Genomic DNA, 14,988 nt, shown 5'->3' with positions numbered 1-14,988 from the left:
ATGAGAAAATATGAGACAAATAAAGCATTTATCAATAGAGTGAACATCACAAACTTTTGCTTTAACCTTTTTCTTAAATTTAATCTTACTCTTATCATAGTTAAATTATAACGTTAAATCTATAAAAAACACCTTATAAAGTGAGCTCTACTATAAATATAGAATACTTCTTAGCTGTATCTATCTATATTTATTATAACATAACATTGATTATAATTCTAACATGGACAGGTAGAGATTCCAATTACGTTAGTGTTATGGGTGTTAATAAATTTTTAATATACACCTTTACAAAAGAAGAAATCAAATGGCATCTTTTTTTAATAAAGTGCTAATAAAAGGAACGGTCACATTTGACCCTATAGATTCATTATCTATCTTTTCTATAATTTTATCAATGCTATAGAAAGAACGTTCTATTCTTGCTAAAATATAATTAATCACTTTTAAATCAATTTTTAACTGTTTATCTGAAAATCGTTTTATTAGCATAATTCTTAATAATTCCTCGCTTGCAGGCAAAATTTTTACGCTGATAGTTGATAATATTCGAGAACTTAAATCTCTTAGTTTGAAGTTAAGCTTTTTTGGTGAAATTGAAGAAGTGATTAGCAGCCTCTTGTCGTTTTCTTTCATGTAATTGTAACAATGTAATAACATGGCTTCATCTTTAATGTTTTGTACGTCTTCTAAAATAAAAGCATCGCTATACCTAATCTCGCTTACGAAGTTATTCACATTGATAAAGATTGCATCGTTTATTGATTGCCAAATATGAGCAAGATGAGTTTTACCGGAGCTTTTAGGTCCAAAAAGAATCAGACATTTCCAAGATAAATCATTAACTACCGAATTATATACGTGCTTATTTTCATCTAAGATGATGTAATTTTGCCGGCTATAATCAGCTTGATTGTTGTTAAATAAATTTAATTGCACGTTGAACCTCTTACGTAACCTCTTTCTGGTAGTAATTTTTGCGCAGAAATTTACTTACGCTCCTCAAATGTGTCAGGTATTCTGGGCTCATTTCTCCTCTTACCATAAATTGATTATGCAAAAGGTCTGTTAGCCGTTTTTATAAAGCTCACTTTTAAAATATTTATTGATTGCATATTCTACTGATACATTGAACATTGCTATTATTGGAATAAAAAGTAATATACCTGTAAATCCAAAATATGAAGCGCATATAGTAATTCCCAGAATAATTACAGTTGGATGTATATGAACTTTTTTTCCTATTAATAAAGGAACTAATATATTTGAATCTATTAATTGTCCAACACCAAATAATAGCAAAACAGCAGCACTTTCAAACCATCCACTAAATTGAGTGATAGCGCTCAAAAACCCAATAATGGTATATAATAATGGCCCTACGTAAGGTATGAACGTTAACATTCCTGATAAAATTCCAATAACAATAGAGTGTTCCAATCCAATTATGCTCAGACTCACAGAGTAAAAGACCATCATGACAATACATACATTTACCTGCCCCTTTAGATAATTAGATATAATGAAATCCACTTTGGAAAAATAATCTGCAATTTTTCCTCTGTAAGGAATAGGGATTAATTTACTAGCTTTTTCTATAATTAAAGGCCAATCACGTAATATATAGAAAAACACTACAGGAGTAATCACCATTAATGATACCGTGTTAAAGCTTGAACTTAACACTTGGATTATAAAGTTACTAGCAATATCAAGAGCATTCATGAAATAAGATACATAGTTGCTGTAATTTTCTGCTAGATTTTTAGATAAATGATCAAATAAGCTATCCTCGATTTTCATATTAAGAAATTCTAATACAGAGGGGATTACTTTAAACTTTAATGAGGGCACTTTACTCACTAAGAAATTTAATATTGAAGTAATTTGAACATATATAATAGGTAAAACAAATGTTATGACTAGTATAAAAGCTATTAATAAAATAAGTATTATAAAAATTACAGAACATGAACGTGGTATTCTATACTTTTCAAACTTGACTACTAGCGGATTAAACAAATATGCAATAATAATAGATATTAAACATGGAAAAATCATAGGACGCATCAGGAATAACATCCCTATTATAAAAAGCAGTATGAAACAAATAGTTATATGACGTTTTTGCATGTGTTTAGCATAGCTAATTTACTGAAAAATATGCAATTTATTTTTCCTATGTTGAAAGTATTTTACGATTTGTAATACTATCATTTTTTACTAAAATTTAGTTGTTTAATCCGCAGGCAAAGATAGATTTTGAGCTCTCTAAATATCTCTTTTGCTATTATAATTATGCTAGTTAATAGGGGAAGTAACTTTTATATGATGTCAGAAATTTTATTTTTCGGAAAGAATCTTGGATAGAGAGGAAAGCTTCTACAAAAAGAAATATGTGCGCTAAGAAATACAAAATAGCAGCATTAATAGTTGCAGCGGGAGTAGGCAGTAGATGCAATTCTACGATTCCTAAGCAATATATAAAACTGGCAGGTAAATCTGTTTTATTTCATACAATTAAAAGATTTCTGGCTAACCAATATATAGATTACATAAGAATAGCAATTAATAGAGACCATGAAAGTTTCTATGAGAAAGCTATATCACTAATTACAGACACTAAATTACTAAGCCCTGTATACGGAGGAGAAAACAGGCAAAGTTCAGTTAAACTAGGGCTTGAAAGCTTACAAAAAATTAACCCAGATTTTGTAGTTATACACGATGCTTGTAGGCCTTTTGTGTCAGATGTTCTGATAGATAACTTGGTTGAATCTATGATTAATGATCAATATACAGGAGTAGTTCCAGCAATAGAAGTTGAAGACACTATGTCATTGGTGAGTAATAGTTTTATTGAATCTACGATTTCAAGAGGAAAGCTCAGAGCCATACAAACCCCTCAAATTTTTAATTTCAAAGAATTATTATCATGCCATCAATCAGTCAAAGAATTTACTGACGATTCATCACTAATGGTAGAGCACAAAAAACATGTTGCGATTATTAAAGGTGAGAAAAGCAATTTTAAGTTAACCACAAAAGAGGATATCAATATGGCAAAGCTTCTTTTTGAAGAGCCAAAATTTCGTGTCGGAGCCGGTTATGATATACATAAGTTCATTAAAGTTCAAAATGGTGCTGAAAGCTTTATAAAAATTTGCGGTGTGAAAATTGAACACAACATGGCAATAGAAGCGCACTCTGATGGTGATGTTGCAATACATGCAATCGTTGATGCAATACTCGGAGCACTGGGATGTGGCGACATAGGAGAGCACTTTCCTCCTAGTTCCTCTGAATGGAAAGATTGCAATTCATCTCACTTTCTTGACTTTGCTGCTAAAAAAGCAAAAGAAAAAGGGTACAGCGTGTCTAATTTAGATATTACTATAGTTTGTGAAGAGCCTAAAATATCGCCTTACAAAGTAGAAATGAAGAAATTCATATCAAAAGCATTAGAAATTGATGATGAATTTGTAAATATCAAAGCAACCACTGCAGAGAAATTAGGTTATATTGGAAGAAATGAAGGAATAGCAGTGCATGCTTCTGTGTTATTGCATACAAACTTTTATTGGAAATAGAAACGAAAAAACTTACTTGACACCCTTCGCCAGCCCCCTTATCATGAAACTGAAGCTATTTATTTATCTTCTCTGTACAGATTAAATGACAAAAAAACTCAACGTATTTGGCGTCTCATGTTTAATTTTTTGCACTATGTGCACCTTATGTCTTTATCAAATTTCTAGCTATACAAGCTAAAATGCGCTTATAAAGCATTTAAAACATCAAAAAACGCCAACTTAAAAAATGGATAGTGAGTAATTAGCTACCCTAGGTTTTCTTTGCCTTTTTTTCTGTTTAGTAAATTTCTTAATGTTTATAATTTAGATTAGTTGCGGCTTAAAAGCAGATGAATCGCGGTTATTAAACGTTTAGAATAAAAAAACGCCATACTTGAAAGTATAATGTAAGTAACTAGCCAACCACGGGGCTTCTTTTGCCTTTTTTTTCGTTTGGTAAATTTCTTAAACATTTATGGCTAAACGACAATCGTCATCCCGCTACTTGTTAGCGGGATCTAGAGATACCGCGGCGGCATGACGTAGGACTGCTGTCATTCAAGTAGCTGACGCTGGAATCCAGCCTTGCTGTAATCTCATCAAGAACGTTGTGTTTTAACATAAGATCAGCCACTTTTATGCTTACCAACTTAATAAAATTCCTGGATCCAAGTAGTCAGGCTACTCGAATGACACCTTCATAAAGTGAAATGAGATCCCGCTAACAAGCAGCGGGATGACGAGAAAGGGGCTACTCGGATGATACCCTCATAAAGTAAAATGAGATCCCGCTAACAAGCAGCGGAATGACGGGAAAAGAGGTGCTGGGATGACACCTTCACAAAATGAAATGAGATCCCGCTAACAAGCAGCGGGATGACGGGAAAAGAGGTGCTAGAATGACACCGTTTACTATGTAACATCTCATCATATCACAATGTTCGTACAGTTGTGGCGGTATGACGTAGAAAAACTGTTAACTTAAATCTATATTGACATGTCCCATTTTACGCTTATCCCTAACCTCTTTTTTCCCATATATGGTTAAACTAGCTTTTTCGTTGCTCAAATACTTATGAGAATCATATATATCATTACCTATTATATTTTTCGTCATACAAGGAAAGCGTAATACTACTTCCTGCATAGGTAGCCCGCATATTATCCTAACTAGCTGTTCAAATTGACTAACGTTACATGCATCCAAGCTCCAGTGGCAAGAATTGTGAGGTCTTGGAGCTAGTTCATTAACTAACAATTCGTTATCCTTAGTAACAAAAAATTCAATAGCCAGAATTCCTATTACATCAAGCGCATTTGCTATTTTCTTTGCAGCTCGTTGTACCTCTTGAGTTAATTTACTATCTATTTTAGCTGGCACTGTTGAAGTATCAAGTATTCCATCAACGTGGTAATTTTCTGCTATAGGAAAAAAAGCTACTTTACCGTTTTTATCTCTTGCAACGACTATTGAAACCTCTTTCAGTAAATCAACACTTGCTTCAAGAATGTACTCTGTATTCCAATCAAAGAAAGCAAATTGCTTCACTTCAGAATCATTCTCAAGCACATATTGCCCTTTTCCATCATAACCCATTTCTGTTGTTTTCAGCCTTGTTGGATAGCCAAAAGCTCTACTGCTTTTCAGTAGCTCATTATAATTTTGTATACTTTTGTATTCAGCAGTTTTTATACTCAAGCTTCTAATGAAATCTTTCTCTCTAAGCCTATTTTGCGCAATGTGTAACGCTTTTTTACCCGGATAAAAATTTACATCGATATCAATTGCACTACATGGAATATTTTCAGACTCAATAGTGACCAAATCCACACTCTGTGCAAAAGATTCAAGCGCTTTCTTATCAGAGAAATCTGCTATTGTGAAATCATCAGCAATAGAACAAGCTGGATCGTCTTTAGCACTGGCAAAAACATGTATTTTTTGTCCAAGTTTTGTTGCAGCGATAGCAGTCATTTTACCTAATTGTCCACCACCTATTATTCCTATTACTTTTTTGCTCAGCGCATCTGGTTCATTCATACTATAAATTGATATTTCCTAATTAAAGTATACTTGAAAAATCTATGAAAAAAGTATATAATTAAAATACTATTTTCTTATCATGAATATTTTATAATGATAGAATACACACTAACTACCAACTTTGTTGAAGTTACAGTTTTACCAATTTATATTGAAGAGCAATCCATTCCTTATGAAAATTGCTATGTATGGATGTATAACGTTAAGATAAAAAACAAAAGCCAATCAACTATTCAATTGTTAAGTCGTCATTGGCAAATAATAGATTATAAGGGAAAAGTAAATGAAATTGCCGGAGTTGGTGTTATCGGAGAACAACCTGTGATAAAATCTGGAGAGGTATTTAAATACACAAGTGGAACATACTTAAATGTACCGTCAGGAATAATGCAGGGTAAGTATGAATTTCTGAATGAAGAAAGCATAAAAGTTTTTGAAGTTATGATACCACCCTTTTCTTTGGATAGTCCATACATCAAAACTAGACCCCATTAACTGTCAAAATAGTTTATTTGTAACCAGACTGCATTCTGTGATTTTTAGCAAAGCACGATACACAATCGTCATCCCGCTACTTGTTAGCGGGATCTATGCTAAGATACCGCGAATGAATCGCGGTATGACGGTTCGTGGCGGTTATGACGTGTTAGCTATAGCTATCTTCAAAAATATGGTTGAATAATTGTTAATAATAGTGTATAATTATTAATATTTTTAAGCACTTTGGCTATGGCTCTTTCAAAATTTCTCGATCCTCGCAATGATTTGTGTTTCAAAAAAATCTTTGGAACGGAAAAAAATAAGAATATCCTGATCCACTTTTTGAACGATATTTTAGGGTTTACTGAGATAAATGCAATACAAGAAGTTGAGTTTCTTAGCACTATTATGGATCCCGAAGTTGCCTCTGATAAACAAAGTATTGTTGATGTTCTCTGCAAGGATTCTCACGGAAATAGATATATAGCAGAAATGGTGCGACCTGAAAGCCTTCGGTCATATTGTTTAAAAGGAGAGGAATTCATTCAGAAAGAAACTGAAAGGATTCTAAAGCTTATTGAACCAGATGTTTTGCCATCTGAGTCTACGCATCAGTGCGAATTGGGTAACCAGTTGGTGCCGAGCGACGCGGACAATGAACCTCCTCTTGATAAAGAAGATGCTCAATCGTGAGAGAAAGCATAAACTACAAGCATCATGTGGTTGGAGGGCTAGGCTTAGTGGTATGGTGAACGTAAGTGAAGCTTCATAAGTATCGTAACGATTAAAGAGCTAAAGATGCTGATAAGCTCCGACCAAAAGGTAATGTGACATTTTTCATTTCTGGATGTACGCAAATAATAATTCCACCGGTATAGAGAAGCCACCTAACCCACTATTGTATGACAAAAGGAACAGGATAAGCCTGTATTTTCGCCTATATGGCAGGCAACCCGCAAGGAATGCTGATGGATGTGCAGGTAAAGGATAATGGAGAAAGCGAATGCCATTTTGTAACGAAATGGATAGAATTTGTAACATTAATTCGCGTGAAAACGAGCAGACTTCCATTTGGTCCCTCATGACAAGAAACTTTGTTAACCACTTAAGGTAGGAAAGCAGATGATTACAAGTACAACTGTAAGTGCACCTACCAATAACTCCGAAGCATGGAACCAGTTACCCTGGAAGAAATGCCAAAAAGTTGTTATGAGGCTACAGAGGCGTATTGTTAAGGCTGTCCAACAAGGCAGATGGGGTAAGGTGAAAACTTTACAACACCTTCTCACACGCTCTTTTAGCGGCAAAGCTTTGGCGGTTAAGAGAGTAACTGAAAACCAAGGAAAAAACACAGCAGGTGTAGATCGTCAAATATGGTCAACTTGCAACACAAAATTTCAAGGAATAAAGCTATTAAAACAAAGAGGATACAAACCTTCTCCGCTAAAACGGATATACATCAGTAAGTCTAATGGCAAAAGAAGACCTCTTGGAATCCCTACGATAAAAGATAGAGCCATGCAAGCATTATACTTGTTTGCTTTGGAACCGATAGCTGAAACGATCAGTGATCGTCACTCTTATGGTTTTAGACCAAAAAGATCCTGCGCAGACGCTACTGTGGCTTGTCACTTGTTACTGGCAAGCCGTAACCAACTACAATGGATACTCAAAGGTGATATTAAATGGTGTTTTGATAACATTAACCATGAATGGCTCATGAAGCATATTCCTATGGAGAAGAAAATTCTTCATAGCTGGTTAAAAGCTGGCTTCCTAGAATCAAAAACTCTGTATTCCACAACTGCAGGTACCCCACAAGGTAGTATCATCTCTCCAATACTAGCAAATCTAGCCCTAAATGGACTTGAAAAATCATTGGAAAGTCAATTTGGTAAACTTGGCAGTAAAAGAAGAAGCAAAATCAGAAGTGGAGTAAATGTAATCAGGTACGCAGATGACTTTATCATTTCAGGAATCACACGTGAAGTACTGGAAAATGAAGTAAAACCTCTAGTATCGTCCTTTCTTCAGGAGAGAGGTCTTATCCTTTCCGAAGAGAAAACAAAAATTACATCTATTACAACAGGGTTTGACTTTCTTGGTTGTAATGTACGCAGGTATAATAAGAAGTTAATTATAAAACCTTCAAAAGAAAGTATTAAGAAACTTCTTAATAAAGCACGTACATTGATAAAGGCAAACATAGCGAACACTCAGGCCGTACTAATCAAGTTGCTCAATTCCCTATTAAGGGGATGGGGAAATTACTACAGCCATGTGTGTGCGAAAAGAGCTTTTAACAAAATAGACCATGAAATTATGTGTGCTCTATGGAAATGGGCAAAGAAAAGACATCCTCGTAAAGGATTACGTTGGATAAAGAATCGTTACTTCAAGGTAATGAAACAACGCCAATGGGTCTTTGCTGCACCCATATGCAAGAACAAACCGAAAGAGATAAGGTATTTAAGACTGCTGAGGTTGATTGATATACCTATCAGACGACATGTTAAAATCAGGGCGGATGCAAATCCACTTGACTTAAAATGGAAAAAGTATTTTGATGAAAGAGTGAAACAAACAAAAATGTTAGCAAGCTCTTTCTCAAGAGAAGGTTCTCTACTGTTGGTGTCACCATTAAGAATGATGTTTTCTGAGGAATCATGAAGGACAAGCCGATTCGAGAAAAGAAGGACTTAGATAAGGGGCTCAAGCGTAGTGTGGGGAAACCTGCATGCTGCGTTTCTAAGGGAGGGAGTAGTAGCAATACTACTTCCTTACCTAACCAGCTCGCTAGAGACAAGGGCTTCGAAAAACGCGCTCAATTATATGCCGCTAAAGCCTACTCAAGACAATTAGATAAATCTGGCAACTACATTGATTTAAAGAAAGTCTTCTTTATTGCTATATCAAATTGTAACTTACTTCCTGAAGAAGTTGATTATATTTCTACTCACAATATACGTGATATAAAAACTAACGGCCATTACTTAAAAGATTTTCAGTTTGTCTTTATTGAGTTGCCTAAATTCGCAAAAAATAAAGTAGAGCAGTTAGAAAGTATAGTAGAAAGGTGGTGTTTCTTTTTTAAATACGCAGAAGAAACAACAGAAGAGGACTTAAAAGAGATAGCAGAAAAAGCGCCAATAATAAAGCTAGCATATGATGAATTAGACAAGTTTCGTTGGAACGAAAAAGATTTAGTAGCCTATGAAGAAAGGATAATGGATCTACGCAAAGAAGAAGCTATTCTTGAATACAGACTTGATCTTGCTGAAGAGAAAGGTATACAAAAAGGTATAGAGAAAGGGAAAATTGAAGGGAAAATTGAAGTCGCAAAAGCAATGCTGGCTAATAATGTTGATGTCAACACTATTGTTAAGTTTACTGGCCTTTCTATTAGTGAGATTGAAGAATTAAGTGGAAATCTGTGAACGGTTACGTTTATTTTTTATCCTTATCATCAAGTGTAAATAAGGTTATTGTAGAGATTAAGCCTATTATAACTATTATTAACGAAAATGGGGCAGCTTCTCTATAGCGCTCATCGCTTACAAGTTCATATATTCTAGTTGATATAGTTTCAAAATTAAATGGTCTTATAATGAGTGTTGCTGTGAGCTCTTTGATAGTATCCATAAATACGAGCAAAAATCCCGATAATATACTCTTCTTGATGAGAGGGATATGAACATTCAAACATGTGGAAATAGGTCCATGACCCATAGTATATGCAGTCCACTCAATTTCATTTGGTGTTTTTTTGAGCCCTGACTCTACCGCCTTGAAAGATATAGCAAAAAAACGAAATAAATATGAGTAAACTAATGCGCCAATAGTTCCTACCAAGCTAATTTCCACAACATATTGAGTAATGAAAGAGGATATTCTGCTTAAAAATATTATTATACTAATTGCGATAATTGCATTTGGAATTGCGTAGCCTAAAGAAATGAGACGCGCTATATTGTTGATTACCTTATTTTTACGCGCCGTATATCCAATCATTATTGCAATGCTAATTGAGATTAATGCGGTGATAAATGATAAACTAATGCTATTTGCTATTATGTTATAGAATCTTGCTTCGTATATGAAAAACCCCTTCTCTATGCTCCAATATATGAGCGGAATCATTGGCAAAATAAAACCTATTAAGATCGGCAATACACACATAAGATAAGCAAAGATCAACGGCATAGCGCCACTTATACTCCGTTTGTTGTGATAGTCCGAATTGGTATTGATTGAAGAGTAAGATATTCCTTTTTTTTGTAGTTTTTTTTCGATAGCTATTAGTATCACAACGAAAATTAATTCTGCAACTGCTAAAACAGTAGTTGAATATTTGTCATGCAGTAAAAACCAGGTGCGATATATTCCTGTCGTAAAAGTATCGATAGCAAGAAACTGTGGTGTGCCGAAATCTGTAATTACTTCCATTAGTACCAAAGACAACCCAGCTATAATTGATGGGCGTATGGAGGGTATGATAACAGAAAACAGGCTCTTCAATGAGGAGAACCCAAGCGTTGACGCAATAGTGACTGAGTTACTAACATTCTTTAGACTTGAGCGAACTAACATATAAACGTATGGATATAGGCTGAATCCCATTACTAATATTCCACCACCTAGGGATTTTATTTCAGGAAACCAATAGTCACCTTTGCTCCAATCTAAAATGTCTCTTAATAAGCTCTGCACCGGACCTGAAAACTCTAGCGTATTTACATAGACGAACGCTACTATATATCCAGGAATCGATATCGGAAAGAACAAAGCAATCTCAAAAATTTTACTTCCAGGAAATGAAAAAAATGTGGTGAGCCAAGCTGGAATTACTCCAAATATGAAAGATATTCCCCCTACTCCTACCATCAAAATTAACGTACTCAGTATATATTCAGGAAAAAGTGTACTGATTACCCATTCGGAATTCGCTGAATCTGTAAATAAGATTGATATTAATGATAATATTGGGCAGACGAATAATATGCTTATTAAAAATAAGAATATATTTTTAAATACTCTTAAAAACATTAATTTGAATCTATATTTTATATTAAAATGTTATATGTAAAAACTGAAGATATCCAGTAATTAACAGCCGTACTATTGAATATCTTTATAATTTTGTATATCATGTTTTTAGTTGATAAGTGAATAATCATGAGCTTCGTCATTGCAACTTTCTATCACTTTGTAGAACTCTCTAATTATTATGACATGAAAGACGAAATAAAAGCTGCATGCAACAACGTTGAGTTAAAGGGCACTATACTCCTTGCAGAAGAGGGTGTTAATGCAACAATATCTGGTGAAAGAAACGCAATTGATAAAATATTCGATTTTCTACGTTCTGATTATAGGCTAAGGGACCTTACATGGAAAGAGAGTGCAGCAGAATATCAACCATTTAGCAAGATGAAGGTAAAATTAAAAAGAGAGATTGTGAATCTTGGTGTAAGCAATCTTGATATTTCCCTTAGGGGTAAATATGTTGATCCAGAGCATTGGGATGATTTTACTTCTCAACCTGACGTTTTAGTAATAGATACACGAAACGAGTATGAAGTGAAATTAGGCAAGTTTAAGAATGCAATTAATCCACACACACAATGTTTCCGTGAGTTTCCTCAGTGGACAGAGTCATTTTCTGAGAGTAAAGACCTGAAAGTGGCTATGTACTGCACTGGTGGGATTAGATGCGAAAAATCTACAGCATATATGAAAAGCCTTGGATTTAGTGATGTTTACCATCTTAAAGGCGGCATTCTTTCTTACCTTGAAAAAACTTATAATAAAAATGGTAATTGGAAAGGAGAATGTTTTGTTTTTGATGATAGAATTGCTGTTGATAACTCACTTACTCCAAGCAACACAATAAAATGCATATTCTGCTCAAATCAAGTTTCAACTGATAAACTGAAATCAGTTCCACGTGGCCAAGTGGTTTGTTCTGATTGTAAACTTCAGTGTTATAGCTATAATAAATAAAACATCATACTGCTGCAGTTGTATGCACGTTGTGATTTGAGAGCAACCTCTACCAGAAAGGGTGTCATGCCAGTGCCCAGACACTGGCATCCAGGTTCTTTTTTTCTAGATTCCAGCGTCACGCGCTGGAATGACAATAAAGAGCATATGGTTATGCAAGAAGTCTATTTCTTACCCTTAATCAACTCTAAAGCCTTCTCCAGATCTATACTCTCAATATCTGCACTCTTGCCCAAAGCAACGTTTGTTTTACCGCATTTTATATAGAATCCGTACCTACCGTTGCAGATAAAAACTTCTTTTCCCTTTTCATTAACCCCGAGAGATTTTAACTCTTTGCGTGGACTGTTTGCAATAATTTGTACAGCTTCGCTCAATTCTGTATTCAGCACCTCTTTGGAGCTTTTCTTAAGAGAAAAGTATCTACCATCATAGAAAATATAGTACCCAAATCGCCCAAGGCCTATTTTTACTTCCTTTCCGGTTTCAGGGTGTTCTCCGATTACTTTTGGCAAGGAAAGTAACTGAGTAGCGGTGCTCAGATCAATCTCATTAACATTTATATCTTTTGGTATGGAAACCGTTTTTTTCTTTTTTAACTCGTTATTAAACTCCAGATAAAGTCCAAAAGGACCCTTTTTGATCATCACTTCTTGGTTTGTTATATCATCTATACCTAAACTTTTTGGATATTCTGAATTGTCGTTACTACCTGTAATTTCTTTTGTATGGTTGCATTCAGGATAGTTAGAACATCCAAGGAACACCCCGGCTTTTCCAAAGTTCAATTTCAATATGCCACCTAAGCAAGCAGGGCATTTCGTATTCACCTCTTTTCTTCCTTCTTCTGAACAAAACCAATCGATTACCAAATCGTGAATGCCGCTGAAAACTTCATCATGCGTCATTTGCTTGACAGAGTTTACATGACCAAAAAATGGCACCCAAAAGTGGCCTAATTCTTTTTTCCAATCTGCATGTCCATTTGAAATTAAATCAAGCTTCTCTTCCATTTGTGCTGTGAAATCATACTCTACACAACGCTGAAAAAAAGTTTCTAAAAATATAGTAACGATTTTACCGCGGCTGCTTGGAATAAACCTTTTGCTATCCAATGAAACGTACTCACGATCTTGTAATACCGAAATAATTGTTGCATAAGTTGATGGTCGACCTATACCGATTTCTTCCATTTTTTTTACGATACTTGCTTCACTATAACGAGGTGGCGGTTGAGTGAAATGTTGTTTTGGCTCAACTGAAATCAGCTTACACGCTTCCCCTTCCTTCATGGCAGGTAGCAGGCCTTCATTTTCGGCTTCTATGTTATCTTGGTAGACTCTATAAAAACCATCAAAAAATATACTTGATCCACTTGCTCGCAGAATTACTTTCTGGTCAGTAGAACTAATTTCGACTACCACTTGATCAAGAATCGCCGACTCCATTTGACTTGCAATGGTCCTTTTCCAGATTAAATCATACAATTTAAATTGCTCTGGCGTTAAGTAATCCTTAATACTACCCGGCGTTCTATTGATATCAGTTGGACGAATTGCTTCATGTGCTTCTTGAGCATTTTTGACCTTTTTTACATATTTACGAGGAGACTGCGGTAAATATTTATCACCATATAATGACTTAATTGACCCTCTAATTGAGTTTATAGCCTCATCTGCAATATGAAACCCATCTGTACGCATGTAAGTTATCAACCCTACAGTTTCACCACCAATATCGATACCTTCATATAAATTTTGCGCTATGCGCATAACACTTTTCACATTAAAATACAGTTTATTCACTGCATCTTGCTGAAGACTTGAAGTAATAAACGGAGGAAGCGGGTTTCTCTTAACTTGCTTGCGTTCTACTGTGCTTACAGCATATTGCCTTGATTCAATCTCCCTGACTAAGTTCTTTGCTTCTTCTTCATTCTTAATATCAAATTTTTCTAGCTTTTTATTGTCATAGTGGCTTAGCATAGCAAAAAAAGCCTCATCTTTGCTATTTTGCATTTCTGCTTTTATGCTCCAATACTCCTGTGTTATAAATTTACTAATTTCATCTTCTCGTTCGCATATAATCTTTAATGCAACAGACTGCACTCGCCCTGCAGACTTGCTTCCCGACAATTTTGTCCACAGCAGTGGTGACAAACTAAATCCAACTAGATAATCCAAAGCTCTACGTGCTTGTTGTGCACGCACTAAATCCATATTAATTTCACGTGGATTTTTTATTGCTTCTTGTACTGCTCTTTTTGTTATCTCATTAAAGACTACTCTATAAATGTTGTTTTCATTACTGATTGCTTTCTTTTCTTTTAATGTCTCTATCACATGCCAAGCCATTGCTTCCCCTTCTCTGTCTGGGTCTGTTGCAAGATATATATCTGATGTTTTGCTTGCGGCTTTTACTAGCTCTTTTATATACTTTTCTGCTTTTTCAATGGTTTCATACTTTATAGTAAAATCATTATCCGGATCGACAGAACCGTTTTTTGCTGGAAGATCCCTCACATGTCCAAAGGATGCAGCTACTTTGAACTCTTTACTCAAATATTTACCTATTGTCTTTGCTTTCGCAGGTGATTCAACTATTAATAATGCCATATTGTTAATTATTTTAGTACTTAAAAATAATATGTTGAGAAATATACAATGAAAAGTAAAAAAATATTTTAATGGTTCTTGTGAATTTTACGAACCGGGTTGTGGGACCTTTTCAGAAAACCCTTGGACGTTGCTATTTTTAAGTGACTTTGAAGGCTCATTACAATAGTATATGATCGCAGCAGCAACGAGAAGCTAGATTCCAGTGTCAGCTACTTGCATGACAAAAAAAGGAGCGCTGGGATGACATCCTCCCTTGTGGAAATTGCTCTCA

At 34.8% G+C, this 14,988-nt stretch carries 11 protein-coding genes and 2 pseudogenes; 7 read left to right on the top strand and 6 right to left on the bottom strand.

All coding sequences use genetic code 11. From position 1 onward, the window contains the following. Positions 1-303: 303 nt before the first annotated feature. Positions 304-939 carry a DnaA ATPase domain-containing protein gene (locus L0Z58_RS05665; protein ID WP_006280257.1) on the bottom strand — a complete coding sequence of 212 codons (636 nt, stop codon included), beginning with the start codon at positions 937-939 and terminating at the stop codon, positions 304-306. Between the two features lie 129 nt (positions 940-1,068). Further along, positions 1,069-2,133 (bottom strand): AI-2E family transporter, encoded by a 1,065-nt coding sequence (locus L0Z58_RS05660; protein ID WP_010963061.1) that lies wholly within the window; start codon positions 2,131-2,133, stop codon positions 1,069-1,071. Between the two features lie 263 nt (positions 2,134-2,396). On the opposite strand from L0Z58_RS05660, the gene L0Z58_RS05655 reads away from it, so the two are divergent. Then, entirely contained in the window at positions 2,397-3,590 is a 1,194-nt protein-coding gene (locus L0Z58_RS05655) for a bifunctional 2-C-methyl-D-erythritol 4-phosphate cytidylyltransferase/2-C-methyl-D-erythritol 2,4-cyclodiphosphate synthase (protein WP_010963060.1), read from the top strand. A 958-nt stretch (positions 3,591-4,548) separates the two neighbouring features. Here L0Z58_RS05655 and L0Z58_RS05650 read toward each other — a convergent pair. Beyond that, positions 4,549-5,613 (bottom strand): 5-(carboxyamino)imidazole ribonucleotide synthase, encoded by a 1,065-nt coding sequence (locus L0Z58_RS05650; RefSeq protein WP_010963059.1) that lies wholly within the window; start codon positions 5,611-5,613, stop codon positions 4,549-4,551. Positions 5,614-5,709: 96 nt separating this feature from the next. Between L0Z58_RS05650 and apaG the strand changes: the two genes are divergently transcribed. From apaG to L0Z58_RS05625, 5 genes and pseudogenes are all read left to right on the top strand, one after another. Next, positions 5,710-6,111: a Co2+/Mg2+ efflux protein ApaG gene (gene apaG / locus L0Z58_RS05645; RefSeq protein WP_007549064.1), complete on the top strand. Its 402-nt coding sequence runs from the start codon at positions 5,710-5,712 to the stop codon at positions 6,109-6,111. A 234-nt stretch (positions 6,112-6,345) separates the two neighbouring features. After that, positions 6,346-6,591, top strand: a pseudogene (locus tag L0Z58_RS06840) (PD-(D/E)XK nuclease family transposase); the annotation flags it as partial. 446 nt (positions 6,592-7,037) lie between these two features. Beyond that, positions 7,038-7,181 carry a hypothetical protein gene (locus tag L0Z58_RS05635; protein WP_173862902.1) on the top strand — a complete coding sequence of 48 codons (144 nt, stop codon included), beginning with the start codon at positions 7,038-7,040 and terminating at the stop codon, positions 7,179-7,181. A 37-nt stretch (positions 7,182-7,218) separates the two neighbouring features. Further along, positions 7,219-8,766: a group II intron reverse transcriptase/maturase gene (gene ltrA / locus L0Z58_RS05630; RefSeq protein ID WP_010962767.1), complete on the top strand. Its 1,548-nt coding sequence runs from the start codon at positions 7,219-7,221 to the stop codon at positions 8,764-8,766. Then, the gene (locus tag L0Z58_RS05625; RefSeq protein ID WP_010963058.1) at positions 8,763-9,533 is read left to right on the top strand and encodes an Rpn family recombination-promoting nuclease/putative transposase; all 771 of its coding nucleotides are present in this window, start codon (positions 8,763-8,765) and stop codon (positions 9,531-9,533) included. Before ltrA ends, L0Z58_RS05625 begins: the two co-directional genes overlap by 4 nt. 10 nt (positions 9,534-9,543) lie before the next feature. Here L0Z58_RS05625 and L0Z58_RS05620 read toward each other — a convergent pair whose 3' ends face one another. Then, positions 9,544-11,142: an ABC transporter permease gene (locus tag L0Z58_RS05620; RefSeq protein ID WP_010963057.1), complete on the bottom strand. Its 1,599-nt coding sequence runs from the start codon at positions 11,140-11,142 to the stop codon at positions 9,544-9,546. Between the two features lie 129 nt (positions 11,143-11,271). Here L0Z58_RS05620 and trhO point away from each other — a divergent pair, with 129 nt between their 5' ends. Next, on the top strand, positions 11,272-12,099 hold the full coding sequence (gene trhO, locus L0Z58_RS05615) for an oxygen-dependent tRNA uridine(34) hydroxylase TrhO (RefSeq protein ID WP_010963056.1): 828 nt from the start codon (positions 11,272-11,274) through the stop codon (positions 12,097-12,099). A 164-nt stretch (positions 12,100-12,263) separates the two neighbouring features. Here trhO and topA read toward each other — a convergent pair whose 3' ends face one another. Next, positions 12,264-14,714 (bottom strand): type I DNA topoisomerase, encoded by a 2,451-nt coding sequence (gene topA, locus L0Z58_RS05610; protein ID WP_010963054.1) that lies wholly within the window; start codon positions 14,712-14,714, stop codon positions 12,264-12,266. Between the two features lie 87 nt (positions 14,715-14,801). After that, positions 14,802-14,900 (bottom strand): annotated as a pseudogene (locus tag L0Z58_RS07140) (TomO hydrophobic C-terminal domain-containing protein); the annotation flags it as partial. Between the last annotated feature and the right edge of the window lie 88 nt (positions 14,901-14,988).

The sequence above is a fragment of the Wolbachia endosymbiont of Aedes aegypti genome, assembly GCF_021496215.1.
Classification (GTDB): Bacteria; Pseudomonadota; Alphaproteobacteria; order Rickettsiales; family Anaplasmataceae; genus Wolbachia; species Wolbachia pipientis.
Note: the sequence above shows the minus strand (reverse complement) of the source record. Positions and strands in the feature narration are given on the sequence as shown.